Raw genomic sequence first — 23,912 nt, 5'->3', positions numbered from 1 at the left:
CCCCGCGTCAGGCGGCCCGGGCCCCTGTCAGGCCGTGCCGCCTCGCGGGAACAGGCCGCGTCAGGCCCCCGTCGACCCCGCACGGGAGCGCGCCTTGAAGGCCGCCTTGCGGGCCTCCTTCGCCGCCGTCCTGTCGCGGTGCAGGCGGCCCATCGCCTCCAGGACCTCCGCCGTCGCCGGGTGCTCCACCCGCCAGGCCGCCTCGAAGAAGCCGCTGTGGCGGCCGGTCAGGCCCTCGATCAGTTCCTGGAGTTCCTCCAGGTCTCCGTCCGAGTCGAGCTGGGCCGCGATCGTGTCGATGGCGAGCCAGAAGATCATCGACTCCGGCGGCGCGGGCACGTCCGCCGCGCCGCGCTCCGCGAGCCAGACCCGGGCGAGGCCGCCGAGTTCCGCGTCGTCGAGGACCTCCCGGACGGCGGGCTCCGCCTCGGCGCCGACCAGGGAGAGCGTCTGCTGGCAGTGGAGGCGGCGGAGCGGGGAGCCCGCGTCGGAGCCCCGCGCGGCGTACAGCAGCTCGCGGGCCGCGCCGAGCGCGTCGCGGCCGGCCAGCCACGCGGCGGTCTCCTCGCGGGCCGCGGCGGCCGGGTAGCCGGCGATTCCGTCGAGGAGGGCATCGGCGCCCTTGTCCGTCAGGTCGCCGACGGCGGGCGCGTCCACCCCGGCCTCCAGCATCCGGGCGCGGACGCCGTAGAGCCCGAGCGGGGTGAGCCGGACCATGCCGTAGCGGCTGACGTCCTCGTCGTCGACGGGCGGCGCGGGCTCCTCGCCCTCCTCGGCCATCAGGGCCTCGTCGACGGGCTGGTACTCGACGAGCCCGATCGGTTCGAGCAGCCGGAACTGCTCGTCGAGCCGCATCATCGCGTCCGAGACCTGCTCCAGGACGTCGTCGGTGGGCTCGCCCATGTCGTCGGGGACGACCATCGACGCGGCGAGCGCGGGCAGCGGCACGGGGCCCTCGCCGGCGCCGCCCTCGCTGACGGTCAGCAGGTAGAGGTTGCCGAGGACGCCCTCCAGGAACTCGGCCTCCGCCTCGGGGTCCCAGTCGAGCGCCTCGATGTCGATCTCGCCGTCCTCGCCGACGATCGCGTCCAGGTCGTCGAGGACGGGCGCGACGGCGTCGGCGAAGACGGCGTCGAAGCCGTCGAGCCAGAGTCCGAGGACGTCCTGCGGCGAACCGCCCGTGACCAGCGCGAGGTTCTCGCCGGGACCGGCCCGCCCGGGAAGGTCCTCGTCCCCGGCACCGGCCGAGGCCTCGCCGTCCTCGACGGCGACCAGCCCGGTGTCGACGGCGAGCCGCCACGCGTCGCCGGCCCACGTCTCGCCGTCCTCGTCGTCGGCGAGCCCCAGGAGCTCGGCGGCCTCGGGGAGTTGCTCGTCGACGAGTTCGCCGCCCGCGTCGACCCGGGTCCCGGGCCCGGCCCAGCGGGCGAGCCGTACGGCCTGGGCGAGGAGGGGGGCGGCCAGGGCGTCCCGCGCCAGCTCCGCGTCCGCACGGAGCCGAACGGGGGGAAGGGTGGGGTGCTCTGACATCTGGTGGGTCTCCTCGACGCGTACGGGGGTGAATCGGGTGAAGGTGAAGGGCTCGGAGAGCGGTCCTCAGGGTAGACGTATCCGGGACCCCGTCCGCCGGTTCACGGATCCGTCAGCCTTCGTACACCCGTCGACTCTTGACAAGTCCACCGCTCTCACAAGAGATTGACGCGCGTAGATACATCTGCCGATCCTCCAAGCACCCCCCGGAGCCTCTGATGTCTTCCTCCATACCGAGATCCGCCGCGGTCTCCGCCGTCGTCGCCGCCGCCCTCGCCTCCGGTCTGCTCGCGGGTTCGGCGAACGCCGCCGCGGAGGACGCCGCCGCCGGCGTCCGCATCCACGACATCCAGGGCACGACGCGCGTCTCGCCCCTCGTCGGCAAGCAGGTCACCGGCGTCACGGGCATCGTCACCGGCGTCCGCACCTACGGTTCGCGCGGTTTCTGGATCCAGGACCCGGAGGCCGACGACAACGCGGCCACCAGCGAAGGCATCTTCGTCTTCACCAGCTCCGTCCCGACCGTCGCCGTCGGCGACGCGGTCAGCCTGAACGGCACGGTCACCGAGTACGTCCCCGGCGGCCTGAACTCCGGCAACCAGTCGCTGACCCAGATCTCCAAGCCCGTCGTCACCGTCCTGTCGAAGGGCAACCCCGTCCCGGCTCCGGTGACGATCTCCGGCTGGTCCGTCCCCGACGAGTACACCCCCGAGGGCGACCCCGCCGCGGGCGGCTCGATCAACGGCCTGACGCTGGACCCCGAGACGTACGCCCTGGACTACTACGAGTCCCTGGAGGGCACCAACGTCCGGATCGACTCCTCGCGGGTGGTCGGCGCCACCGACGCGTACGCGGAGCTCTGGGTGACGGTGAAGCCCTGGGAGAACGACAACGAGCGCGGCGGCACGGTCTACGGCTCGTACGAGTCCCAGAACACCGGCCGCCTCCAGATCCAGTCGCTGACCCCGCTGGCCCAGCAGCCCTTCCCGAAGGCGAACGTGGGCGACCGGCTGACCGGCACCACCGAGGGCCCGCTCGACTTCAACCAGTTCGGCGGCTACACCCTGACCGCCCGTACCCTCGGCACGCTCGTCGACGAGGGCCTGGAGCGCGAGACCACGGACAAGCAGCACAAGAACGAGCTGGCCGTGGCGACGTACAACGTCGAGAACCTCGACCCGACCGACCCGCAGGAGAAGTTCGACGCGCTCGCGAAGGCGGTCGTCGAGAACCTCTCCTCGCCCGACATCGTCGCCCTGGAGGAGATCCAGGACAACAACGGCGCCAAGAACGACGGCACCGTCGCCGCCGACGTGACGGTGAAGAAGTTCACGGACGCGATCGTGGCGGCCGGCGGACCGGCGTACGAGTGGCGCTCGATCGACCCGCAGAACGGCAAGGACGGCGGCGAGCCCGGCGGCAACATCCGTCAGGTCTTCCTCTTCAACCCCGAGCGGGTCTCCTTCGTCGACCGCGCGGGCGGCGACGCGACCACCGCCACCGCCGTGACGGGCACGAAGGGCGACGCCCACCTCACCCTCTCCCCCGGCCGCATCGACCCGGCGAACTCCGCCTGGGAGAGCAGCCGCAAGCCGCTCGCCGGCGAGTTCCGCTTCCGCGGCCGCACGGTGATCGTGGTCGCGAACCACCTCACCTCGAAGGGCGGCGACGAGTCGATCGTCTCCCACCACCAGCCGCCGAACCGTTCCTCCGACGCCAAGCGACTGCTCCAGGCGCAGGCCGTCAACGCCTTCGTCAAGGAGATCGAGGCCGTCGACAAGCAGGCGGACGTGCTCGTCGTGGGCGACATGAACGACTTCGAGTTCTCCGGCACCACGGAGGCGATGACCGACGGCGGCGCGCTCCACCCGGCCATGCTGTCGCTGCCGGAGAGCGAGCGCTACTCGTACGTCTACCAGGGCAACAGCCAGGTCCTCGACCAGATCCTGACCAGCCCCGGGGTGCACCACTTCGAGTACGACTCCGTCCACATCAACGCGGAGTTCGCCGACCAGAACAGCGACCACGACCCTCAGGTGCTGCGCTTCCGCCCCTGACGGCCCGGCCGTCACACGCCCGCGCTCAGACTGAGCGCGGGCGTGTACCGCCGCACCCGGCTGCCCACGAGGCCCGGGTGGTGGTGCACCCGCTTCCAGGCCTCGCTCGGCCGGGTGTCGTCCGCCAGCCACTCCTCATGGGCCCGCTCGCTCTCCCACTCGGCGTAGTTGAGGACCCGCCCGCCGTCGGTGGACAGATGGAACTGGGCGCTGATCCCGCCGGGCGCCGGCCGCGTCGCCGCGTCCTCGTCCAGGGCGGTGAACACGGCGTCCACCCAGTCCTCCCGGCGCCCCGCGCCGGGCCCGTCGAAGTCGGCCTCGACGACCACGACGACCCCGGGCAGCTCCCCCGTGCCCGTCCCGCCGCGGACGGCGGAACGGTGGATCGGCGCGTAGCGGCGGAGCTCCACCCGCTCGATGCCGGGCACGGCGGCGTCGATCTCGGCGTTCCGCTCGTCGCGGTGGGTGCGGACGAAGTCGTCGTAGGCCTGCTGCTCGGTCCACTGCGAGTAGTGCAACAGCGTGTCCCCGTCGGTTCCGACGGCCACGCTGTACGAGAGCAGGCCGAGGTCGGGCCACGCGCGGCTCTCCCAGGCCTTCCGGATGGCCTCGACGGCGGCGCGCTGGCGTTCGGGGGTGCCGACCCTCCAGGTGCTGACGAGGACGGCGCCGACTCCGGGGCGGTGGAGGTCGGGACGGGCATCGGGGCGCGCGACGGCGTTCATGGAGTGTCTCCTCCTGCTCGGTTCCGATGGTTCGACCCTCCTCCCTCAACCATGGTTGAGGTCAAGGGGGTTCGCCGTGGGAGACTTCCGCCATGATCCTTCGCCCCGCCACCCGCGCCGAACTGCCCGCCGTCCTCGCCCTGCTCGCCGACGAGGACAGGGTCGTGGACCCCGCGTCGGTCCTCGTCACCGAGGCGTACGAGCGGGCCTTCGCGTCCATCGAGGGCGATCCGCGCAACGAGGTGCTCGTCCTGGTGGACGGTGAACTCGTCCTGGGCTGCCTCCAGGCCACGTACATCCCGGGGCTCGGCAAGGGCGGCGCCGAGCGGGCCCTGATCGAGGCGGTCCGGATCAGGGCCGACCGGCGCGGCGGCGGGCTCGGCCGGGAGCTGATGGAGCGGGCCGTGGCGCGCGCCAAGGAGCGCGGCTGCGCGCTCGTCCAGCTGACCAGCAACAAGCAGCGGACGGATGCCCACCGCTTCTATGCCTCGCTGGGCTTCGCGCGCAGCCACGACGGCTTCAAGCTGGCGCTCCAGCCGGTCTAGCCGAGCAGGTGTCCGCCACCGTCGACGAGGAGCACCTCGCCGGTGATGTACGAGGCGTGGGCGAGGTCGAAGACGGCCCCGGCGATGTCCTCGGGGCGGCCGACCCGGCGCAGCGGGACGACCCCGGCCACGTGCTCCTTGGCGGCGTCGGCCCCGTCCACCCCGTCGAACCAGGGGGTGTCGATGAGGCCGGGCGCGACCGCGTTGACGCGGATGTCGGGGCCGAGGGTCTTGGCGAGGAGCTTCGTCATGTGGTTGACGGCCGCCTTGGAGACCGAGTACGGGATGGAGCTGCCGCCCGGCCGGACGCCCGCCTGGGAGGAGATCGTCACGATGGTGCCGCGGGTCTTCCGCAGGTGCGGGACGGCGGCGGTGACGGTCTGCCAGACGCCGATGACGTTGACGTCGTAGAGGTGGCGCCAGACCTCGGGCGAGGCGGCTTCGAGGTCGTCGTGCGGGATGAACCGGGTGGTGCCCGCGCAGTTGACGAGGAGGTCGAGGCGGCCGTACGCCTCCACGGCGGCCGCGACGAGCCCCGTGGCCTGGGCCTCGTCGGAGACGTCGGCCTGTACGTAGACGGCGTCCGGCAGTTCCGCGGCGAGGGCCTCGCCCGCTTCGACCGACCGCCCGGAGTTGACGACGACCCGGTAGCCGGCCTCGGCGAGCCGTCGGGCGACGGCCGCTCCGATGCCCGAGGACGAGCCGGTGACGAGTGCGACGCGCTGTTCGGCGGCCGTGCTGTGTGCGCTCATGCTGTGCTGTTCTCCATGTCCCCCTGTCGCGCCCGGCCGATCATGCCAGACGGCCATCGTTCACAGAAACTGAATTCTCGAACCAAGCAGATCTAAGTGGACCTTCACGGTCGCGCGCGCACAGACTGCTCGGATGAACACTGGACGCCCCTTCGGTCGCGCCCTCTGCGCGATGATCACCCCGTTCACCCCCGCCGGCGCGCTCGACCTCGACGCGGCGGGGAAGCTCGCCACCCGGCTCGTCGCGGAGGGCTGCGACGGACTGGTCCTCAACGGCACCACCGGTGAGTCCCCCACCACCGGCGATGCCGAGAAGGCCGCGCTCGTCCGTGCCGTCCGCGAGGCGGTCGGCCCCGGGCCCTCGGTCCTCGCGGGGGTGGGCACCGCCGACACCCTGCACACCGCGGAGCTCGCCCGGCAGGCCGAGGAGGCGGGGGCGGACGGGCTGCTCGTCGTCACCCCGTACTACAGCCGTCCCCCGCAGGCGGCCGTCGAGGCGCACTTCCTGAAGGTCGCGGACGCGACCGGTCTTCCGGTGATGGTGTACGACATCCCGGGGCGCACCGGCACCCGGGTCGAGCCCGCGACGATGCGGCGGCTCGCCCGGCATCCGCGGATCGTGGCGGTGAAGGACTGCTCGTACGACCTGCTCGGCTCGGCCCGTCTGATCGCGGAGACGGGGCTCGCGTACTACTCGGGCTGCGAGGAGCTGAACCTGCCGCTGTACGCGGTGGGCGGCGCCGGGTACGTCAGCACGGTGGCCAACGTGGTGCCCCGCGGGCTCCGGGCCGTCCTCGACGCCTTCGACGCGGGCGACACCGCGGGCGCGGCCCGGCTCAACGCCCTGACGCTGCCGCTCGCCGAGCTGATGATGGCCTCGGGCCTGCCGGGCACGGTGACCGCGAAGGCGCTGCTCGGCGGCCCGGTGCGCGAACCGCTGCAGCCCGCCGACCGGGAGACGGCCGACGGGCTGCGGGCGGCGCACGAGGCGCTGCTCCGGGCGGACTCCGCGTTCCGCTGACCGCGGAGTCGCCGGATCAGTTGTGGCTGTGCAGGATCTCGTTCAGGCCGCCCCAGACCGCGTTGTTCGGGCGGGCCTCGACGGCGCCGGTGACCGAGTTGCGGCGGAAGAGGATGTTCGAGGCGCCGGAGAGCTCGCGGGCCTTCACGATCTGGCCGTCGGGCAGGGTGACCCGGGTGCCGGCGGTGACGTAGAGACCGGCCTCGACGACGACCTCGTCGCCGAGCGCGATGCCGACGCCCGCCTCGGCGCCGATCAGGCAGCGCTCGCCGATGGAGATGACGACGTTGCCGCCGCCGGAGAGGGTGCCCATGGTGGAGGCGCCGCCGCCGATGTCGGAGCCGTTGCCGACGACGACGCCGGCCGAGATGCGGCCCTCGACCATCGAGGTGCCGAGGGTGCCGGCGTTGAAGTTGACGAAGCCCTCGTGCATGACGGTGGTGCCGGCGGCGAGGTGGGCGCCGAGGCGGACGCGGTCGGCGTCAGCGATGCGGACCCCGGCGGGCACGACGTAGTCGGTCATGCGGGGGAACTTGTCGATCGAGGTCACCTGGAGGTGCAGGCCCTCGGCGCGGGCGTTGAGCCGGACCTTCTCGATGTCGTCGACGGCGACCGGGCCGAGCGAGGTCCAGGCGACGTTGGCGAGCAGGCCGAAGACGCCGTCCAGGCTCTGGCCGTGCGGCTTGACCAGCCGGTGGCTCAGCAGGTGGAGGCGGAGGTAGGCGTCGTGGGCGTCGAGCGGCTTCTCGTCGAGCGAGGCGATGACGGTGCGGACGGCGACCACCTCGACGCCACGGCGGGCGTCCACGCCGAGGGCCTTGGCGGCGCCTTCACCGAGGGCGTTGACGGCCTCGTCGGGGCTGAGGCGCTCGGTGCTGGCGGGGCCGGCCGCCTCGGTGAGCTCGGGGGCGGGGAACCAGGTGTCGAGAACGGTGCCGTCGCCGGCGATGGTGGCGAGGCCGGCGGCGACGGCGCCGGTGGTGCGAGGAGCAGTGGTCATGACGGAAAACCTAACCGGCGGGCCCCCGCCCGGGCCAACCGGTCTCAGGTGTCGGTCGAGTCCGTCGGCGGTTCCGACGAGGCCACGAGCGGCGGATTCGGTCCTTCGTTCAGGACCCGCGCGAGGATCACGCGTGCGTACTCCTCGTCGTACGTGCCGTCGGTGAGCAGCACCTGGAGGCAGATGCCGTCCATGACGGCGACCAGGGCACGGGCGCCGGCCGGGTCGGTGCGGTGGGCCAGGGCGGCGACGACGGACTCGGTCCACTCGGCGGCGACCGGGCGCAGGGCGGGGCGGCGCAGGGCGGCGAGATAGAGCTCGTACTCCAGCTCCACGCGCGCGCGTTCGCCGCCCAGCCACTCCCCGAGGAGCCGGGCGAGCGCGGTGGCGAGGCCGGTGTCCGGATCGGTGAGGGCGGGGTGCTCGCGGAGCAGCCGTCCGAAGCCCTCGTTGGCCTTGCGGAGCGCCGCGACGAGGAGTTCGTCGAGGGAGGCGAAGTGGTACGTGGTGGAGCCGAGCGGCACATCGGCCTCGGCGGCCACCGTGCGGTGGCTCAGGCCCCCGATGCCGGCGCGCCCGACGACGGTGAGGGCGGCGTCGACGATCCGCTCGCGCCGGTCGGGGTCGTACCGCCGGGCCCGGGCCATCAGTGCGCGCCGCCGAGGTTGAGGACGGCGACGCCGGCGATGATGAGGACGATTCCGGCGATCTTGGCGGGGTTGAGGCTCTCGCCGAGGAAGAGGAAGCCGATGACGGCGACGGCGGCGGTGCCGACCCCGGACCAGATGGCGTAGGCCGTGCCGACCTGGAGGGTCTTGAGCGCCTGGGCGAGGAGCGCGAAGGCGATGAGATAGCCGGCGCCGGTGACGAGGGAGGGCCAGAGCCTGGTGAAGCCCTCGCTGTACTTCATCGAGGTGGTGGCGAGTATCTCCGCCGCGATGGCGCCCGCAAGGAGTCCGTAACCCATGCGTACGAGCGTACACATGGATGCGTACGGGCGTACACAACGGGCCCCGATACGGTGTCCCGCATGACGTATCCCCCAGGTCCGCCAGGACCGCCCCACGGCTACGGCTATCCGCCGCCGCCCCCGCCGCCGAAGCCCGGCGTGATACCCCTCGCGCCGCTCGGTTTCAGCACGATCCTGACCGGTGCCTTCGCCACGCTCGGCCGCTACTGGAAGCAGCTGCTCGGGGTGGCGGGAGCCGTCTACGGCGCCGCGATCCTGATCGTCGGCGCGGCGGTCGGCATCGGGTACGCGGCCGTCGGCGACCACTTCCCGGCCGTGTTCGACCTGCCCGAGGGCCGTCAGCCCCAGTGGGAGGACGTCCGGCCGCTGCTCTACGCGTTCGTCTGCGTCTGGGCCGTCGCCATGATCGCGATCATGTGCGCCACCATCGTGGTGGCCGCCGCCTCCCCGGCCGTGGTCCAGGAGGCGGTCCTCGGCCGGCCCCTCACCTTCGGCGCGCTCTGGCGCCGGTCCTGGTCCCGGGTGCCGTCCGTCCTCGGCACCGTGGTGCTGACCTCGCTGGCGCTGCTGCTCCCGGCCGCGCTCTTCCTGGGGGGCTTCGTCGCCCTGACCGTGGCGCTGATCGCGGCGCGGACCGGCCCGCTGATCGCGCCGTTCCTGGCGCTCCTCGGCGCGACGGTCACCCTGCCGCTCGCGCTCTGGATCTGGGTGAAGTTCAGCCTGGCCCCGGCGGCTGCGGTGATCGAGGGCCAGGGCGCCCTCCCCTCGATGCGCCGCTCCTCGTCCCTCGTCCGGGGCTCCTGGTGGCGCGTGTTCGGCTGCCTGCTCGCCGCCGGCGTCATGGCCTCCGTGGTGAGCTGGCTGATCCAGCAGGTCTTCTCCCTGCTGCTCTCGGCGCCGCTGGCGACGACGGACTTCTCCGGCAGCGACTCCAACGCCCTGATCGCCTCCTTCCTGGTCCTCTTCGGCGTCCTCGCCGTGGGCCAGCTGATCAGCCAGGGCATCGTCTCGGTCTTCCCGCCGCTGGTCACCGCCCTGCTCTACGTGGACCAGCGCATCCGCAAGGAGAACCTGGCCCCGGAACTGGCCCGCGCGGCGGGTCTGTACTGAGGAACGCGAACGGCCGCGCCCCGAAGGGCGCGGCCGTTCTCACGTACACCGGCGATCAGACGTTGAAGCCGAGCGCGCGAAGCTGCTCGCGGCCGTCGTCCGTGATCTTGTCCGGGCCCCACGGGGGCATCCAGACCCAGTTGATCTTCAGCTCGCTGACGATGCCGTCCGTCGCGGACTTCGCCTGGTCCTCGATCACATCGGTCAGCGGGCAGGCCGCCGACGTCAGTGTCATGTCCAGCGTCGCGACGTTCGAGTCGTCGATGTGGATGCCGTAGATCAGGCCCAGGTTGACGACGTCGATGCCCAGCTCGGGGTCGACGACGTCGTACAGCGCCTCACGGACTTCTTCCTCGGAGGCCGGCTTCATCGTGGCCTCGGCGTTCTCGGTCATGCCGACTTCCTCTCCGCGTCACCCAGCGCCTGGGCGGTCGCGTCCTTCCACGCCATCCAGCTGAGCAGCGCGCACTTCACACGGGCCGGGTACTTGGAGACCCCGGCGAACGCGACCGCGTCCTCCAGGACCTCCTCCATCGCCTCGTCCGGCTCGATCTGGCCCTTGGACTGCATCAGCTCCAGGAAGGTGCCCTGGATCTTCTGCGCCTCGGCCAGCTCCTTGCCGACGAGCAGCTCGTTGAGGACGGAGGCCGAGGCCTGGCTGATGGAGCAGCCCTGACCCTCGTACGACACGTCCTCGATGCGCGAGCCGTCGTACTTCACGCGGAGCGTGATCTCGTCGCCGCACGTCGGGTTGACGTGGTGCACCTCGGCGTCGCCGTCCCGAAGACCGCGCCCGTGCGGGTGCTTGTAGTGGTCCAGGATGACGTCCTGGTACATCGAATCCAGCTTCACGAGCCGTTCCCCTAGCCGAAGAAGTTACGGACGTGCTCCAGTCCCTCGACCAGGGCGTCGACCTCGGCCGGAGTGGAGTACAGATAGAACGACGCTCGCGTGGTCGCGGGAATTCCGTACCGCAGGCAGACCGGCCGCGCGCAGTGGTGGCCGACCCGGACCGCGATGCCCTGCTCGTCGAGGACCTGGCCCACGTCGTGCGGGTGGATGTCGCCCAGCGTGAAGGAGATCGCCGCGCCGCGGTCCTCGGCCGTGGTGGGGCCGATGATCCGCAGGTCCGGGACCTCCTGGAGGCGCCGGACGGCGTACTCGGTGATCGCGTGCTCGTGGCGCGCGATGTTCTCCATGCCGATCGCCGACAGGTAGTCCACGGCCGCGCCGAGGCCGACGGCCTGGGCGATCGGGGGCGTACCCGCCTCGAACTTGTGCGGGGCCGGCGCGTACGTCGAGGAGTGCATCGAGACGGTCTCGATCATCTCGCCGCCGCCGAGGAAGGGCGGGAGGTCCTCCAGGAGCTCCTGCCGTCCCCACAGCACGCCGATGCCGGTCGGGCCGCACATCTTGTGGCCGGTGAAGGCCACGAAGTCGGCCTGGAGCGCCTGCACGTCCAGGACCATGTGCGGGGCCGCCTGGGAGGCGTCGATGCAGACGAGCGCACCGACCTCCTGGGCGCGGCGGATGATCGTCTCCACCGGGTTGACCGTACCGAGCAGGTTCGAGACCAGCGTGAACGAGACGATCTTCGTCTTCTCGGTGATGACCTCCTCGATGTTCGAGAGGTCGAGGCGGCCGTCGTCGGTGAGGCCGAACCACTTCAGCTTCGCGCCCGTGCGCTGCGAGAGCAGCTGCCACGGCACGATGTTGGAGTGGTGCTCCATCTCCGTGATGGCGATCTCGGTCTCGTGGTCCACGCGGTAGGGCTCGTCGGCCCAGCCCAGCATGTTGGCCACGAGGTTGAGCGACTCCGAGGCGTTCTTGGTGAAGATCACCTCGTCGCGGCTCGGCGCGTTGATGAAGGCCGCGACCTTGTCACGGGCGCCTTCGTACAGCGCCGTCGCCTCCTCGGCGACCGTGTAGACGCCGCGGTGGACATTGGCGTTGTGACGCTCGTAGTACTGGTTGAGCGCGTCGAGGACCTGCCGCGGCTTCTGGGAGGTCGCCGCGGAGTCGAGGTACACGATCTTCTTGCCGTCGTGGACCACGCGATCCAGGAGCGGGAAGTCCTTGCGGATCGCCTCGGTGTCGAGGAGGCCGGAGAGCCCCTGATGGGCAGAAGTCACGCGGATGCGCCACCCTTCACGTACTTGTCGTAGCCCTCGTTCTCCAGCTGGTCGGCGAGCTCGGCGCCGCCGGACTCGACGATGCGGCCGTTCGCGAACACGTGCACGAAGTCGGGCTTGATGTAGCGCAGGATGCGCGTGTAGTGGGTGATCAGCAGGGTGCCGACCTCACCGGTCTCGCGGACGCGGTTGACGCCCTCGGAGACGATGCGCAGGGCGTCGACGTCGAGACCGGAGTCGGTCTCGTCGAGGATCGCGATCTTCGGCTTGAGGAGCTCCAGCTGGAGGATCTCGTGGCGCTTCTTCTCACCGCCGGAGAAGCCCTCGTTGACGTTGCGCTCGGCGAAGGCCGGGTCCATCTGGAGCTGCTCCATCGCGGACTTGACCTCCTTCACCCAGGTGCGCAGCTTGGGCGCCTCGCCACGCACGGCGGTGGCGGAGGTGCGCAGGAAGTTGGAGACCGAGACGCCGGGAACCTCGACCGGGTACTGCATGGCGAGGAAGACGCCGGCGCGGGCGCGCTCGTCGACCGACATCTCCAGGACGTCCTCACCGTCGAGGGTGACGGTGCCGCCGGTGACCGTGTACTTCGGGTGACCGGCGAGGGAGTACGCCAGGGTCGACTTGCCGGAGCCGTTGGGGCCCATGACGGCGTGGGTCTCGCCCTGCTTGATGGTCAGGTCGACGCCCTTGAGGATCTCGCGGGGGCCGTTCTCCGCCTCGACGGAGACGTGCAGGTCGTGGATTTCAAGCGTAGCCATGGGTGACTCAGGACTCCTGGGTGACGGAGACGAGCACATCGTCCCCTTCGATCTTTACGGGGTATACGGGGACGGGGCGCGTCGCGGGAAGGCCGGAGGGCTTGCCGGTGCGCAGGTCGAAGCTGGAGCCGTGCAGCCAGCACTCGATCGCGCAGTCCTCGACCTCGCCCTCCGAGAGGGAGACGTTCGCGTGCGAGCAGATGTCGTTGATCGCGAACACCTCGCCCTCGGTGTGCACGACCGACACCGGCGTGCCGTCGACCTCGACCCGCTTCGGGGTGTCGGCCTCCAGCTCGCTCAGCGCGCAGACTCGGACGAAGGCCATCAGACGGAGGCCTCCAGCTCGGCCTCGATCTTGGCGAGGAGCCGCTCCTGGACGTCCGGCAGACCGATCTGCTGGACGAGCTCCGCGAAGAAGCCGCGGACGACGAGGCGGCGGGCCTCGGCCTCCGGGATGCCGCGGGCCATCAGGTAGAAGAGCTGCTCGTCGTCGAAGCGGCCGGTGGCCGAGGCGTGACCGGCGCCGGCGATCTCGCCGGTCTCGATCTCCAGGTTCGGCACGGAGTCGACCCGGGCACCGTCCGTGAGGACCAGGTTCCGGTTGAGCTCGTACGTGTCGGTGCCCTCGGCGGCGGCCTGGATGAGCACGTCACCGATCCAGACGGCGTGCGCGTCCTGGCCCTGCAGCGCGCCCTTGTAGGCCACGTTGGACTTGCAGTGCGGGGCGTCGTGGTCGACGAAGAGGCGGTGCTCCTGGTGCTGACCGGCGTCGGTGAAGTACAGGCCGAACAGCTCGGCCTCGCCGCCGGGGCCCGCGTAGTCGACGCGCGGGTGGATGCGGACGACGTCGCCGCCGAAGGTGACGACGACCGACTTGAAGGAGGCGTCGCGGCCGACCAGCGCGTTGTGCTGGGCGACGTGGACGGCCTTCTCGTCCCAGTCCTGGACGGAGACGACGGTCAGCTTGGCGCCGTCGCCGAGGACGTAGTCCACGTTGGCGGCGAGCACGGCGTCACCGGTGTGGTCGATGACCACGACGGCCTCGGCGAAGGCGCCGAGCTCGATGACCTGGTGCGCGAAGGCGACCCCGCCCTGGCCGTGCACGGAGATGCGGATCGGCTCGGTGAGCACCGCCTCCTTGGCGACGGTGACGACCCCGGCCTTCTCGAAGGAGGAGTAGGCCTGCGCGGCGACGCGGTCGACGGGCGTGCCGGCCTTGCCGAGGCGCTCGTCGTCGCGGCCGACGGTCTCCACGGTGACGCCCTCGGGCGCCTCGACCTCGACCTTGACGCCCTCGCCGGAGGCGACGGCGGTGCCGTCGTGGAGTCCGCGCAGTCGAGCCAGCGGGGTGAACCGCCACTCCTCCTCACGGCCGTGCGGGACGGGGAAGTCCGCGACGTCGAAGGACGGGGGCGCGCTCATGCGCGTGGCGACGGTGGACTCGGCGGCCACCGCGATCGAGCCGGCGGTGGTGGAGCCCGCCGGGATGTTCTGAGCCTCAGCCATGGCTGTCGTCTTGCTCTCTTCCTGCCTCGTCTTACGGGCCCGCCCCCTGCGGGGGGCCGGTCCGGCCGGGCACCTCTCGGCCCCGGCCGGGGACCTGCCGTCGTGCGGCGGGCTCGCGGGGCTCAGCGACTGAGCCCGGGTCGTTTGCCTGGTCTGCGGGGCGCTCTAGCCCACCGCGCCTTCCATCTGCAGCTCGATCAGCCGGTTGAGCTCCAGGGCGTACTCCATGGGGAGCTCCTTGGCGATGGGCTCGACGAAGCCGCGGACGATCATCGCCATGGCCTCGAACTCGGTGAGGCCGCGGCTCATCAGGTAGAAGAGCTGGTCCTCGGAGACCTTGGAGACGGTGGCCTCGTGGCCCATGGAGACGTCGTCCTCGCGCACGTCCACGTAGGGGTACGTGTCGGAGCGGGAGATCGTGTCGACGAGCAGCGCGTCGCAGAGCACGTTGGACTTGGCGCCCGGGGCACCCTCGCCGATCTCGATGAGACCGCGGTAGGAGGTGCGGCCGCCGCCTCGCGCCACCGACTTGGAGACGATGTTGGAGGAGGTGTTCGGGGCCATGTGGACCATCTTGGCGCCGGCGTCCTGGTGCTGGCCCTCGCCCGCGAAGGCGATGGACAGGGTCTCGCCCTTGGCGTGCTCGCCCATGAGGTAGACGGCCGGGTACTTCATGGTGACCTTGGAGCCGATGTTGCCGTCGACCCACTCCATGGTGGCGCCCTCGTAGGCGACGGCGCGCTTGGTCACCAGGTTGTAGACGTTGTTCGACCAGTTCTGGATGGTCGTGTAGCGGCAGCGGCCGCCCTTCTTCACGATGATCTCGACGACCGCGGAGTGCAGCGAGTCCGAGGAGTAGATCGGGGCGGTGCAGCCCTCGACGTAGTGGACGTAGGCGTCCTCGTCGACGATGATCAGCGTCCGCTCGAACTGGCCCATGTTCTCCGTGTTGATGCGGAAGTAGGCCTGGAGCGGGATCTCGACGTGCACGCCCTTCGGCACGTAGATGAAGGAGCCGCCGGACCACACGGCCGTGTTCAGGGAGGCGAACTTGTTGTCGCCGACCGGGATGACGGTGCCGAAGTACTCCTTGAAGAGCTCCTCGTGCTCCTTCAGCGCGGTGTCGGTGTCGACGAAGATGACGCCCTGCTCCTCCAGGTCCTCGCGGATCTGGTGGTAGACGACCTCGGACTCGTACTGGGCGGCGACACCGGCGACGAGGCGCTGCTTCTCCGCCTCCGGGATGCCGAGCTTGTCGTACGTGTTCTTGATGTCCTCCGGCAGGTCCTCCCAGGACTCGGCCTGCTTCTCGGTGGACCGCACGAAGTACTTGATGTTGTCGAAGTCGATGCCGGAGAGGTCGGAGCCCCAGGTCGGCATGGGCTTCTTGTCGAAGAGGCGCAGACCCTTGAGACGCAGCTTGAGCATCCACTCGGGCTCGTTCTTCTTCGAGGAGATGTCGCGGACGACGTCCTCGTTGAGTCCGCGCTTGGCGGCGGCACCGGCCGCGTCGGAGTCGGCCCAGCCGTACTCGTACCGACCCAGGCCCTCGAGCTCGGGGTGGCTGATCTCGGTGGTCATGCGGGGTTCCTCCCGGCCGTGCTTGCGGATGCTGATTCGGTGGTCTGTGGGGCGCTGTGCGGGATGAACGTGGTGCAGACGCCGTCACCATGCGCGATGGTGGCCAGACGCTGGACGTGCGTTCCCAAGAGGCGGGAGAAGAACTCCGTCTCCGCCTCGCACAGCTGGGGATACTGCTCGGCGACGTGGGCTACCGGGCAGTGGTGCTGGCAGAGCTGCTCGCCGACCGGCGCGTTCCGCGCAGTGGCAGCGTACCCGTCCGCCGTGAGGGCCTTGGCAAGCGCCTCGGTCCGCTGGGCGGGCTCGGCCGACTCGACGGCCTCCCGGTACGCCCCGGCCTGGGCCTCGATCCGGTCGCGGGCGAAGGCGGCGACGGCCGCCTCCCCGCCGGCGTTGCGCTCGATCCAGCGGAGCGCCTCGACGGCGAGCGAGTCGTACGACTGGTCGAAGGCGTCCCGGCCGCAGTCGGTGAGCGCGAAGACCTTCGCGGGGCGGCCACGGGTCCGGGTCCCGTAGACGCGCTTCTCGCGGGCTTCGACGACGTTCTCGGCGACCAGCGAGTCGAGGTGGCGGCGGACGGCCGCCTGGGTGAGGCGGAGCCGTTCGGCCAGGTCGGCGACGGTCGAGGGACCGTGGTCCAGGATCGACCGCGCGACCCGGTTGCGCGTGGAACGCTCTCGGGTCGCGAGTTCCTCCACGGGAGCCGCGCCAACGTTTTTCACAACGCCATTGTTGCGTAATTAATCGCGAGGTGACAAGCGGCGTCCGAGCCGGTCACGGTGCCGTGCATCACTCAGGTAAGGCTTACCTGACCTGCGGAAACGATCATTGGTGGGATGAATCCGCCGCCCCGCGCACCGGGGCCCCCGGCGGGCTCTCTAGACTTCCCGGCATGTCAATCGAGTCCGTCGACAGCGCCGTCCGGGTCCGCGGCCTGGTCAAGCGGTACGGAAACAAGACCGCCGTCGACGGCCTCGACCTCGACGTGCGCGCGGGCACCGTCACCGCCGTCCTCGGCCCCAACGGGGCCGGCAAGACGACCACCATCGAGACCTGCGAGGGCTACCGCAGGCCCGACGGCGGCACCGTCCGCGTCCTCGGCCTCGACCCGGTCGCCGACGCCGCCGCCCTGCGCCCCAGGATCGGCGTCATGCTCCAGTCCGGCGGCGTCTACTCCGGCGCCCGCGCCGACGAGATGCTCCGCCACATGGCCAAGCTGCACGCCCACCCGCTCGACGTGGACGCCCTCGTCGAGCGGCTCGGCCTCGGCTCCTGCGGCCGCACCACCTACCGGCGCCTCTCCGGCGGCCAGCAGCAGCGCCTCGCGCTCGCCATGGCCGTCGTCGGCCGCCCCGAGCTCGTCTTCCTCGACGAGCCCACCGCGGGCCTTGACCCGCAGGCCCGCCGCGCCACCTGGGACCTCGTCCGCGAGCTGCGCGCCGACGGCGTCACCGTGGTCCTCACCACCCACTTCATGCAGGAGGCCGAGGAGCTGGCCGACGACGTCGCCATCGTCGACGCCGGCCGGGTCGCCGCCCAGGGCAGCCCCGAGGAGCTCTGCCGCGGCGGCGCCGAGAACACCTTGCGCTTCACCGGCCGCCCCGGCCTCGACCTCGGCTCCCTGCTCAAGGCGCTGCCGGACGGCTCGGCCGCCGCGGAACCGCTCCCCGGCACGTACCGGATCACCGGCACCGTCGACCCGCAGCTGCTCGCCACGGTCACCACCTGGTGCGCCCAGCACGGCGTCATGCCCGACGGCATCTCCGTCGAACGCCACACCCTCGAAGACGTCTTTCTGGAACTGACGGGCAAGGAACTGCGGTCGTGAGCACTGGTACGTACGCCCCGAAGCCCGGAGCCGCCCCCGTCGGGCGGATGATCGCCGCGCAGACCGCCCTGGAGACCAGGATGCTGCTGCGCAACGGCGAGCAGCTGCTCCTGACGGTGATCATCCCCTCGCTGATCCTGGTGCTGTTCTCCACCGTGGAGATCGTCGACACCGGCACGGACGAGGCCGTCGACTTCCTGGCCCCCGGCGTCCTCGCGCTCGCCGTGCTGTCCACCGCCTTCACCGGCCAGGCCATCGCGACCGGCTTCGAGCGGCGGTACGGGGTGCTCAAGCGCCTGGGCGCCTCACCGCTCCCCCGCTGGGCGCTCATGACCGCCAAGACGCTCTCCGTCCTCGTCACCGAGGTCCTCCAGGTCGCGCTCCTGACGGCGATCGCCCTGGCCCTCGGCTGGTCCCCGCACGGCAACCCCGCGTCGGTCCTGCTGCTCCTGGTCCTCGGCACGGCCGCCTTCTCCGGACTCGGCCTGCTGATGGCCGGCACCCTGAAGGCCGAGGCCACCCTGGCCGCCGCGAACCTGGTCTTCCTGCTGCTCCTGGTGGGCGGCGGGGTCATCGTCCCGCTGGAGAGGTTCGGCGCCGCGGGCGACGTGCTCGCGCTGCTCCCGATCTCGGCCCTCTCGGACGGGCTCCGGGACGTCCTCCAGAACGGGGCCGCCATGCCGTGGGGCGACGCGCTGATCCTGGCCGTCTGGGCGGTCCTGGGGCTCGGAGCTGCGGCGAAGTTCTTCCGCTGGGAGTAACCGTAAGGTTCCGTTCGGCCACATACGCCCCCCTCGTGAAAGCGCGCACAAGCACCGTCCTACGATAGGGCCCGTGCTGACCCCCCTCGCCTCCATCGCCCAGCGCTGGACCCCGTCCCCCCGGACGCTCCGGCGCGCCGCGCTCGCCGCCGTCGTGATGAGCGTGCTCATCATCGTCACCGGCGGCGCGGTCCGGCTGACCGGTTCCGGTCTCGGCTGCGACACCTGGCCGAAGTGCACGGACGACAGCCTCATCGTGACGCCCGAGCAGGGCTACCGCGGCGCGATCGAGTTCGGCAACCGGATGCTGACGTACGTCCTGTCGGCGGCGGTCGGCTGGGCGATCGTCTCCGCCCGCTCCACCAAGCCCTGGCGCCGCGGGCTCACCCGGCTCGCCTGGGCCCAGTTCTGGATCGTGATGAGCAACGCCGTCATCGGCGGCATCACGGTCTGGATGGGCCTCAACCCGTGGACGGTGGCCGGCCACTTCCTCGCCGCGAACTCCCTGCTCACGGTCGCCGTCATCACCTGGCACCGCACCGGCGAGGGCGACACCGCCCCCCGGCCGCGCGTGCCGCGCCCGGTCCGGAAGCTGTCCTGGGCCATCACGCTCGTCTCCGCCCTGCTCATCGTGCTCGGCACGACGGTCACCGGCGCCGGCAAGCACGCCGGCGACAGCAGCGACGTCCCGCGCATGCCGTGGGACTGGACGAACGCCGCCCACGTCCACGCGATCGCCGCCTGGGTCGTCTGCGCCCTCGCGCTCGCGATGTGGCTGGTCCTGCGCGTGGTGGACGCCCCGGACGACACCCGCGCCCGCGCCCGCGACCTGCTGATCGTGCTGGTGCTTCAGGGGGGCGTGGGCTATGTCCAGTACTTCACGGGCGTGCCGGAGCTCCTCGTCGGTCTCCACATGCTCGGCTCCTCGCTGATGTGGATCGCAGTCCTGCGCCTGGCCCTGAGCCTGCGCGAGCGCCCGCTCGGCACGGCCGGGATCCCGGCCCAGGCCGACCCCGAGCTGGCGAAGGCCTGATCGATCGGCTCTCTCCTAGCGGAGCGGATCGGGCGCATGTCTTCCCCGGTCCGCCTGCCGGAGAATCTTGCGATCGTGGTCCCGCTTCGAGCTGCGCAGCCGGAACGAGTCCAAGTGTCGCTCCATCGCGTCCCGGGCCTCGTACGAGAGGTGCCAGGCGATCTCGACCTTGTGCGATTCCGACGCCACGGACGCGAACTTCTGACAGGCCTCGCCGGTCTCGAGCGTCTCGAGTTGACGCGCCACACCGTAGGCCCAGTGCGAGTCCCAGAGAGCAGCGGCCTGCGGCCTGGGCAGGCGCCCCATAAGGTCGTGGGCGTCGATCCCGGACACCGCGACAGCGGCCGCGATGTAGCGGCAGGCCAGGGGCGCCCTGAACGGGCGGGACTGGTCCGCCGCCATCATGCTCGACACACAGTCGGCGAGCCGTCCTTCCAGCCTCGGGAACACATCGGCCAGGCCCTGAACGTTCATCGGGCCGATCAGATTGACTCGCATCTCGGGCGAAAGACCGCTGTACACGGCGGGCCCGATGTCCGAGGTGGCGACGAGTTCAGCGATCCGCGGTTCCCCCAGAGCCCCCAGGACCTCGCCGATCCGCGGAACCTCCACCCCGTAGAGGTCACACACCTGCCGCAGCTGGTCGGACGCGTCCGCGAGCCCGATGATCGCCTTCTCCGCCCATTCGACCGGCATGTGCGCGACCAGGGCGAGCCGCGCCGACGGGTCGCCCATGGCCAGCCACACCACAATGTCCCGGTCGACCGCCGCCTCGAGGATCTGCGCCCCGCCCACCGGCGGGAACCGCGTCAGGAGCGCTGACAGGACGGGAACGGGCAGACAGACGGCGAAGCTTTTCAGGGTCTCGATGTTGAAAGACCCCATCCCCGTCGCCTCATCGACCTCCCCGATGAGACGGACCACCTGGTCCAAGGTCATCTTCGCGAGGAAATCGGACCTGAACGGCTCAGGGGTGACGAGTGCGACACTCTGGGCATCGAGGGAGTTCATCGCGAGCAGTCTTTCGATCGCCAGCTGCTCGTCCATACCCAGAAGGATCTCCACGGCCATCGGCGGCGGGAGTCTCGAGATCCTGACCGCCGCGGCGGGAACAGTCATCTCGGCAAGCACGGCCGCCCGCTCGTCCGTCGGCATCTGGACGAGTTTCTCCGCCGCCTGCTGCACAGGCATCGCCGCCAGCTTTCGAGCGGTGACCACGGTGGAGTCGACGTCGCCGATGTACATGCTGCCTTCGGCCACTTGATACACGCGGCTCTCTCCGAGCGCGTCGATGTTCACCTCGATGCGCCGGGATCCCTCTTCGGAGCTCGTCATTCCGTGATACTCATCTCGCCCTGCCCGAGCTGGTAGATCCGGGCATTCCCCGAGGCCCTGGAGGTCTGACGCACATCCCCCTGCCAGATCGGGCCCTCCGGGGACCGTGCGTCTGCGGGCTCACCGACGATTCCGCGCAACTCCTCCAGCGCCTTCTCGCGCTCGGCCGCGTCCAGGGAGGACAACCAGTCTTCGAGCCGCGCCTGCCAGGTTCCCTCCTGCAGCGTGCGGACTCGGTCGAGCTGCTCCTCGTCGGCGTTCGCAATCACCGTCGCGGTCCTGTCAAGCCGCTCCAGCTCGTGCTCCGAGCGCTGCTCATCGCCTCGGCCCAGCAGGGTCGCGACCCGTGCCCGCATGCTCGTCCACGCGTCCGTGCCGACAGCCTGCACCACCGCGGTGCCACCTGTCGCGGCGACCGCCGCGAGTGCCTCTGTGAGCATCTTTGCTCCTTTGCCATCCGTTCCGGAGCGCGCGAGTCTAGCGGAGATCAAACGGGCTCGTGACCGCCAACTCCCTTCCAAGAATGGCCATTTATCGCCGGTTCACAGCGTCGGTTCACGGTGTCGAGGCTTCCCGAAGCCATCGGAGGTGCCGGTGGCGCCAGCGAGCCGGTAGACCCGTTTCGCGTTGTCTGCCGCGATCATCGTCGCGACCCGCTGCGCGTCCGTACGGGACCAGGCGCCGTCCATGACCCACTCGCCGAGCACCCGGCCCAGGGCGGACCGGAAGGTGCTCGCCGCGACCACGTGCAGCTCGGGCAGCCCCTGGGCGCCGCTGGAGAACAGCAGCTTGCCGAAGGGCGCGCGCTCCAGGACCTCGGCGAGGACGGCCGCCGCCCGTGCCCCCGTGTGGGCGAGGACAGGGCCGAGGTCGGCGTACACGTGCGGGTGAAGTCCGGTCAGGTGCGCGGCCGCGCGATGGTGCGGATAGCGGTGCAGCAGCACCAGGTCCGCGCCGAGCCCCGCGGTGGCGGCGGCGAAGCCGTGCAGGGCGGCCGGATCCTCCGTGTGCAGCTGGAGGGGACGCCCGGCCGTGACCGCGATCCAGAGCAGATGGCGCAGCAGGACGGGGTCGGTGACCGGCCCGCCGGCCGCGCGCTGGGCCAGCCAGCGCCCGGCGGCCCCGCGTACCTCTCCGGGGCCCGGCGGTTCGGGCAGGGCCGCGAGCCCGCCCCGTACGCCCGACGCCGAACTGAACGCGACCGCGCCGGCGGCGGCCCCGTGGACGGCCTCGGCGAGGTGGGCGAGGAAGGCCTCGACGGTGCCCGAGGTGTCGGCGACCCGTTCGGCGAGGGGTTCGAGCCGGACGATCTCGTGGGCCTCGGCGGCACCTGCGGCGCCGAGCTCGGCGGGGCGGGTGAGATCGCCGGGGAGCCCGGTGTCGACGAGATAGGTGGAGATCCCGGAGGCGCGGAGCAGCCGGCGGCCGGCCTCGGCGGCGCCGAGTTCCCGGCGGCGGGCGAGGTAGCGCGCGGGCGGGCAGTGCGGTTCGAGGCCGAGGAGCGGCGGGCACCAGCGGCGCACGGCGAAGCCGGTCTGGGTGTCGAAGAGGGTGGTGCCCGCGGCGGGCAGCACGGCGGCACCACCCGGGTGGCCGCCCAGGTGCGCACCGAGGTGGGCCTCGAAGGTGCCGAGGCCGAGCTCCGTACGGAGCACCCCGTGGCAGTACTGGTCCACCAGGTGCGGCGTGTCGATCATCTCGGGGGGCTCCCTGTGTGGACGTGTCTCCACACGTCCTAACGGGTGAGCCCCGCGCGAGGTTGTTGCCTCAGCTGTTGGAGGGGCCGCCGATCTGGATACCGGCCATCCGGGTCCACTCGTACGGGCCGGTGGCGACCTTGGCGGCGAACTCGCCGTCGAACTCCTCGTGGAGGGTCAGACCGGCCTTCTCGGCGGCCTTGGTCGCGACCTCGTACGTCGGGGCGACGAGGTCGCCCCAGCCGCCGTCCGTGCCGACCAGGACGATCCGGGTGCCCGCCTGGCCGATGTGCGCGAGGTGTCCCTCGGAGCCGCCGTGGGCCTTGGAGAAGGCCTGGATCTCCTTGGCGAGCCTGGCCGCCTTGCGCTCTGCCTGCTTCGTTTCTGCCATGACACGGATGCTACCGAGCGGTAGAACGAACGGCGACGGCCGGGTCACGTGGCCTATCCCACGCGACCCGGCCGTCGGACCGGTCTGATCATCTGAGCGCTAGCGGAGGAAGGGGTCCACCGCGACCGCCACGAAGAGCAGCGAGACATAGGTGATGGACCAGTGGAAGAGGCGCATCTCCTTGAGCTTGGCGCCCGTCACCTCGGCCTTGGCGCGGTTGAGGAGCGCGTGCGCCTCCCACAGCCACCAGCCGCCGGTGAGCAGCGCCACGGCGGTGTAGAACCAGCCGGTGTAGCCGAGCGGGGTCAGGAGCAGGGAGACGGCGACCATCACCCAGCTGTAGAGGACGATCTGCTTGGCCACGACCTTGTTGGAGGCGAGGACCGGCAGCATGGGCACGCCCGCGCGTGCGTAGTCGTCCTTCACCTTCATCGACAGCGGCCAGTAGTGCGGCGGCGTCCAGAAGAAGATGACGAGGAAGAGGATGACCGCGGCCCACGACATCGAGTTGGTCACGGCCGACCAGCCGATGAGCACCGGCAGGCAGCCGGCGATGCCGCCCCAGACGATGTTCTGCGCGGTGCGCCTCTTGAGGATCATCGTGTAGACGACGACGTAGAAGAGGAGCGCGCCGAGCGAGAGCGCGGCGGACAGCCAGTTGACGAGCAGGCCGAACCAGAGCGTGGAGACCACGGCGAGGGTGAGCCCGAAGACCAGCCCCTCGCGCGGCGTGAGCACGCCGGTGACCAGCGGTCGCTGGGAGGTGCGGTCCATCAGGGCGTCGATGTCGCGGTCGATGTACATGTTCAGCGCGTTGGCGCCGCCCGCGGACAGGTAGCCGCCGAAGCAGGTGGCGAGCACCAGCCACAGGTCGGGCACGCCCTGCTCGGCGAGGAACATCACCGGAACGGTCGTGATGAGCAGCAGCTCGATGATCCGCGGCTTGGTCAGCGCCACGAATGCCTTGACGCGGGCCCCGAACGGCCGATGGCCCCCCGGGCTGGGAGTCAAGACGACCCCTGCGGGTCGGGACTCGACGGCCGTCACGCACACCCCTGACAGAGAAATTCCCAGCAAGCTCCCCGGGTGAAGACGGGGTAAAGCTTGCGCGTACCACGCCACTGTAGACGTTGCCCAGACGCCGATCTTCGCGGGGGTGGGGTCGTGTTGGTGCGGT

Annotated in this window: 26 protein-coding genes; 7 read left to right on the top strand and 19 right to left on the bottom strand. The window is 71.0% G+C overall.

Annotation, left to right across the window (positions count from 1 at the left end; all coding sequences use genetic code 11):
- Positions 1-60: 60 nt before the first annotated feature.
- Entirely contained in the window at positions 61-1,530 is a 1,470-nt protein-coding gene (locus tag ACF07V_RS11385; protein WP_392153251.1) for a hypothetical protein, read from the bottom strand.
- Between the two features lie 218 nt (positions 1,531-1,748).
- On the opposite strand from ACF07V_RS11385, the gene ACF07V_RS11380 reads away from it, so the two are divergent.
- Complete coding sequence (locus ACF07V_RS11380; RefSeq protein WP_392153249.1) at positions 1,749-3,587, top strand: endonuclease/exonuclease/phosphatase family protein; 1,839 nt, start codon at positions 1,749-1,751, stop codon at positions 3,585-3,587.
- A gap of 11 nt (positions 3,588-3,598) precedes the next feature.
- Here the strand turns inward: ACF07V_RS11380 and ACF07V_RS11375 are convergent, their stop codons facing one another.
- Complete coding sequence (locus ACF07V_RS11375) at positions 3,599-4,312, bottom strand: antibiotic biosynthesis monooxygenase family protein (protein ID WP_392153247.1); 714 nt, start codon at positions 4,310-4,312, stop codon at positions 3,599-3,601.
- Between the two features lie 92 nt (positions 4,313-4,404).
- On the opposite strand from ACF07V_RS11375, the gene ACF07V_RS11370 reads away from it, so the two are divergent.
- Positions 4,405-4,857 carry a GNAT family N-acetyltransferase gene (locus ACF07V_RS11370; protein WP_392153245.1) on the top strand — a complete coding sequence of 151 codons (453 nt, stop codon included), beginning with the start codon at positions 4,405-4,407 and terminating at the stop codon, positions 4,855-4,857.
- Here the strand turns inward: ACF07V_RS11370 and ACF07V_RS11365 are convergent.
- A complete protein-coding gene (locus tag ACF07V_RS11365) occupies positions 4,854-5,609 on the bottom strand; it encodes an SDR family NAD(P)-dependent oxidoreductase (RefSeq protein WP_392153243.1) in 756 nt (251 codons plus the stop codon). The genes ACF07V_RS11370 and ACF07V_RS11365 overlap by 4 nt on opposite strands.
- A 133-nt stretch (positions 5,610-5,742) precedes the next feature.
- Between ACF07V_RS11365 and dapA the strand changes: the two genes are divergently transcribed.
- Entirely contained in the window at positions 5,743-6,630 is an 888-nt protein-coding gene (dapA, locus tag ACF07V_RS11360; RefSeq protein WP_392153241.1) for a 4-hydroxy-tetrahydrodipicolinate synthase, read from the top strand.
- A 16-nt stretch (positions 6,631-6,646) separates the two neighbouring features.
- On the opposite strand, the gene dapD is transcribed toward dapA, so the two are convergent.
- The 3 genes from dapD to ACF07V_RS11345 are packed head-to-tail and all read right to left on the bottom strand — an operon-like array spanning position 6,647 to position 8,597.
- The gene (gene dapD, locus ACF07V_RS11355; protein WP_392153239.1) at positions 6,647-7,630 is read right to left on the bottom strand and encodes a 2,3,4,5-tetrahydropyridine-2,6-dicarboxylate N-succinyltransferase; all 984 of its coding nucleotides are present in this window, start codon (positions 7,628-7,630) and stop codon (positions 6,647-6,649) included.
- Between the two features lie 44 nt (positions 7,631-7,674).
- Positions 7,675-8,277 (bottom strand): TetR/AcrR family transcriptional regulator, encoded by a 603-nt coding sequence (locus ACF07V_RS11350; protein ID WP_392153238.1) that lies wholly within the window; start codon positions 8,275-8,277, stop codon positions 7,675-7,677.
- On the bottom strand, positions 8,277-8,597 hold the full coding sequence (locus tag ACF07V_RS11345; RefSeq protein WP_392153237.1) for a DMT family transporter: 321 nt from the start codon (positions 8,595-8,597) through the stop codon (positions 8,277-8,279). Before ACF07V_RS11345 ends, ACF07V_RS11350 begins: the two co-directional genes overlap by 1 nt.
- 63 nt (positions 8,598-8,660) lie before the next feature.
- Between ACF07V_RS11345 and ACF07V_RS11340 the strand changes: the two genes are divergently transcribed.
- Complete coding sequence (locus ACF07V_RS11340; RefSeq protein ID WP_392153236.1) at positions 8,661-9,710, top strand: oxidoreductase; 1,050 nt, start codon at positions 8,661-8,663, stop codon at positions 9,708-9,710.
- Positions 9,711-9,765: 55 nt separating this feature from the next.
- Here ACF07V_RS11340 and ACF07V_RS11335 read toward each other — a convergent pair whose 3' ends face one another.
- The 8 genes from ACF07V_RS11335 to ACF07V_RS11300 form a co-directional block, all read right to left on the bottom strand.
- Positions 9,766-10,104 (bottom strand): metal-sulfur cluster assembly factor, encoded by a 339-nt coding sequence (locus ACF07V_RS11335; RefSeq protein ID WP_030205917.1) that lies wholly within the window; start codon positions 10,102-10,104, stop codon positions 9,766-9,768.
- Positions 10,101-10,562: a Fe-S cluster assembly sulfur transfer protein SufU gene (gene sufU, locus ACF07V_RS11330; RefSeq protein ID WP_116161626.1), complete on the bottom strand. Its 462-nt coding sequence runs from the start codon at positions 10,560-10,562 to the stop codon at positions 10,101-10,103. Before sufU ends, ACF07V_RS11335 begins: the two co-directional genes overlap by 4 nt.
- Before the next feature lie 11 nt (positions 10,563-10,573).
- The gene (locus ACF07V_RS11325) at positions 10,574-11,842 is read right to left on the bottom strand and encodes a cysteine desulfurase (RefSeq protein WP_351186788.1); all 1,269 of its coding nucleotides are present in this window, start codon (positions 11,840-11,842) and stop codon (positions 10,574-10,576) included.
- Positions 11,839-12,603 (bottom strand): Fe-S cluster assembly ATPase SufC, encoded by a 765-nt coding sequence (sufC, locus tag ACF07V_RS11320; protein ID WP_041128637.1) that lies wholly within the window; start codon positions 12,601-12,603, stop codon positions 11,839-11,841. The genes ACF07V_RS11325 and sufC overlap by 4 nt, the downstream gene beginning before the upstream one ends.
- Before the next feature lie 7 nt (positions 12,604-12,610).
- Positions 12,611-12,928 (bottom strand): bifunctional 3-phenylpropionate/cinnamic acid dioxygenase ferredoxin subunit, encoded by a 318-nt coding sequence (locus ACF07V_RS11315; protein ID WP_030322524.1) that lies wholly within the window; start codon positions 12,926-12,928, stop codon positions 12,611-12,613.
- A complete protein-coding gene (gene sufD, locus ACF07V_RS11310; protein ID WP_392153233.1) occupies positions 12,928-14,109 on the bottom strand; it encodes a Fe-S cluster assembly protein SufD in 1,182 nt (393 codons plus the stop codon). The genes ACF07V_RS11315 and sufD overlap by 1 nt, the downstream gene beginning before the upstream one ends.
- A gap of 165 nt (positions 14,110-14,274) precedes the next feature.
- Entirely contained in the window at positions 14,275-15,690 is a 1,416-nt protein-coding gene (gene sufB, locus ACF07V_RS11305) for a Fe-S cluster assembly protein SufB (RefSeq protein ID WP_352025133.1), read from the bottom strand.
- Entirely contained in the window at positions 15,687-16,412 is a 726-nt protein-coding gene (locus tag ACF07V_RS11300; RefSeq protein WP_392153232.1) for a helix-turn-helix transcriptional regulator, read from the bottom strand. The genes sufB and ACF07V_RS11300 overlap by 4 nt, the downstream gene beginning before the upstream one ends.
- Positions 16,413-16,582: 170 nt before the next feature.
- Here ACF07V_RS11300 and ACF07V_RS11295 point away from each other — a divergent pair, with 170 nt between their 5' ends.
- The 3 genes from ACF07V_RS11295 to ACF07V_RS11285 all read left to right on the top strand — a co-directional run bounded on the left by ACF07V_RS11295 (position 16,583) and on the right by ACF07V_RS11285 (position 19,312).
- Positions 16,583-17,518, top strand: coding sequence for an ABC transporter ATP-binding protein (locus ACF07V_RS11295; RefSeq protein WP_392153231.1), 936 nt, complete (start codon positions 16,583-16,585; stop codon positions 17,516-17,518).
- On the top strand, positions 17,515-18,279 hold the full coding sequence (locus ACF07V_RS11290; RefSeq protein WP_392153229.1) for an ABC transporter permease: 765 nt from the start codon (positions 17,515-17,517) through the stop codon (positions 18,277-18,279). The genes ACF07V_RS11295 and ACF07V_RS11290 overlap by 4 nt, the downstream gene beginning before the upstream one ends.
- Positions 18,280-18,343: 64 nt before the next feature.
- Positions 18,344-19,312, top strand: coding sequence for a heme A synthase (locus ACF07V_RS11285; RefSeq protein ID WP_392153437.1), 969 nt, complete (start codon positions 18,344-18,346; stop codon positions 19,310-19,312).
- Between the two features lie 15 nt (positions 19,313-19,327).
- On the opposite strand, the gene ACF07V_RS11280 is transcribed toward ACF07V_RS11285, so the two are convergent.
- From ACF07V_RS11280 to ACF07V_RS11260, 5 genes are all read right to left on the bottom strand, one after another.
- Positions 19,328-20,647, bottom strand: a complete 1,320-nt coding sequence (locus tag ACF07V_RS11280) for a hypothetical protein (RefSeq protein ID WP_392153227.1) — start codon at positions 20,645-20,647, stop codon at positions 19,328-19,330.
- A complete protein-coding gene (locus ACF07V_RS11275) occupies positions 20,644-21,087 on the bottom strand; it encodes a hypothetical protein (RefSeq protein ID WP_392153225.1) in 444 nt (147 codons plus the stop codon). Before ACF07V_RS11275 ends, ACF07V_RS11280 begins: the two co-directional genes overlap by 4 nt.
- Positions 21,088-21,189: 102 nt before the next feature.
- A complete protein-coding gene (locus ACF07V_RS11270) occupies positions 21,190-22,344 on the bottom strand; it encodes an amidohydrolase (protein ID WP_392153223.1) in 1,155 nt (384 codons plus the stop codon).
- Positions 22,345-22,414: 70 nt separating this feature from the next.
- A complete protein-coding gene (locus ACF07V_RS11265) occupies positions 22,415-22,735 on the bottom strand; it encodes a hypothetical protein (RefSeq protein WP_369143597.1) in 321 nt (106 codons plus the stop codon).
- Positions 22,736-22,834: 99 nt separating this feature from the next.
- Entirely contained in the window at positions 22,835-23,782 is a 948-nt protein-coding gene (locus tag ACF07V_RS11260; RefSeq protein WP_392153221.1) for a heme o synthase, read from the bottom strand.
- Positions 23,783-23,912 lie beyond the last annotated feature (130 nt).

This window comes from Streptomyces sp. NPDC015661, from assembly GCF_043077765.1.
In the GTDB taxonomy this organism is placed as follows: Bacteria; Actinomycetota; Actinomycetes; order Streptomycetales; family Streptomycetaceae; genus Streptomyces.
This window is presented reverse-complemented; position numbering and strand designations above follow the sequence as displayed.

Excerpts from the sequence above, each read along its gene's own strand:
- ACF07V_RS11385 (WP_392153251.1), bottom strand. The coding sequence starts at position 1,530 with ATGTCAGAGCACCCCACCCTTCCCCCCGTTCGGCTCCGTGCGGACGCG.
- ACF07V_RS11380 (WP_392153249.1), top strand. The coding sequence starts at position 1,749 with ATGTCTTCCTCCATACCGAGATCCGCCGCGGTCTCCGCCGTCGTCGCC.
- ACF07V_RS11375 (WP_392153247.1), bottom strand. The coding sequence starts at position 4,312 with ATGAACGCCGTCGCGCGCCCCGATGCCCGTCCCGACCTCCACCGCCCC.
- ACF07V_RS11370 (WP_392153245.1), top strand. The coding sequence starts at position 4,405 with ATGATCCTTCGCCCCGCCACCCGCGCCGAACTGCCCGCCGTCCTCGCC.
- ACF07V_RS11365 (WP_392153243.1), bottom strand. The coding sequence starts at position 5,609 with ATGAGCGCACACAGCACGGCCGCCGAACAGCGCGTCGCACTCGTCACC.
- dapA (WP_392153241.1), top strand. The coding sequence starts at position 5,743 with ATGAACACTGGACGCCCCTTCGGTCGCGCCCTCTGCGCGATGATCACC.
- dapD (WP_392153239.1), bottom strand. The coding sequence starts at position 7,630 with ATGACCACTGCTCCTCGCACCACCGGCGCCGTCGCCGCCGGCCTCGCC.
- ACF07V_RS11350 (WP_392153238.1), bottom strand. The coding sequence starts at position 8,277 with ATGGCCCGGGCCCGGCGGTACGACCCCGACCGGCGCGAGCGGATCGTC.
- ACF07V_RS11345 (WP_392153237.1), bottom strand. The coding sequence starts at position 8,597 with ATGGGTTACGGACTCCTTGCGGGCGCCATCGCGGCGGAGATACTCGCC.
- ACF07V_RS11340 (WP_392153236.1), top strand. The coding sequence starts at position 8,661 with ATGACGTATCCCCCAGGTCCGCCAGGACCGCCCCACGGCTACGGCTAT.
- ACF07V_RS11335 (WP_030205917.1), bottom strand. The coding sequence starts at position 10,104 with ATGACCGAGAACGCCGAGGCCACGATGAAGCCGGCCTCCGAGGAAGAA.
- sufC (WP_041128637.1), bottom strand. The coding sequence starts at position 12,603 with ATGGCTACGCTTGAAATCCACGACCTGCACGTCTCCGTCGAGGCGGAG.
- ACF07V_RS11315 (WP_030322524.1), bottom strand. The coding sequence starts at position 12,928 with ATGGCCTTCGTCCGAGTCTGCGCGCTGAGCGAGCTGGAGGCCGACACC.
- sufD (WP_392153233.1), bottom strand. The coding sequence starts at position 14,109 with ATGGCTGAGGCTCAGAACATCCCGGCGGGCTCCACCACCGCCGGCTCG.
- sufB (WP_352025133.1), bottom strand. The coding sequence starts at position 15,690 with ATGACCACCGAGATCAGCCACCCCGAGCTCGAGGGCCTGGGTCGGTAC.
- ACF07V_RS11295 (WP_392153231.1), top strand. The coding sequence starts at position 16,583 with ATGTCAATCGAGTCCGTCGACAGCGCCGTCCGGGTCCGCGGCCTGGTC.
- ACF07V_RS11280 (WP_392153227.1), bottom strand. The coding sequence starts at position 20,647 with ATGACGAGCTCCGAAGAGGGATCCCGGCGCATCGAGGTGAACATCGAC.
- ACF07V_RS11275 (WP_392153225.1), bottom strand. The coding sequence starts at position 21,087 with ATGCTCACAGAGGCACTCGCGGCGGTCGCCGCGACAGGTGGCACCGCG.
- ACF07V_RS11270 (WP_392153223.1), bottom strand. The coding sequence starts at position 22,344 with ATGATCGACACGCCGCACCTGGTGGACCAGTACTGCCACGGGGTGCTC.
- ACF07V_RS11265 (WP_369143597.1), bottom strand. The coding sequence starts at position 22,735 with ATGGCAGAAACGAAGCAGGCAGAGCGCAAGGCGGCCAGGCTCGCCAAG.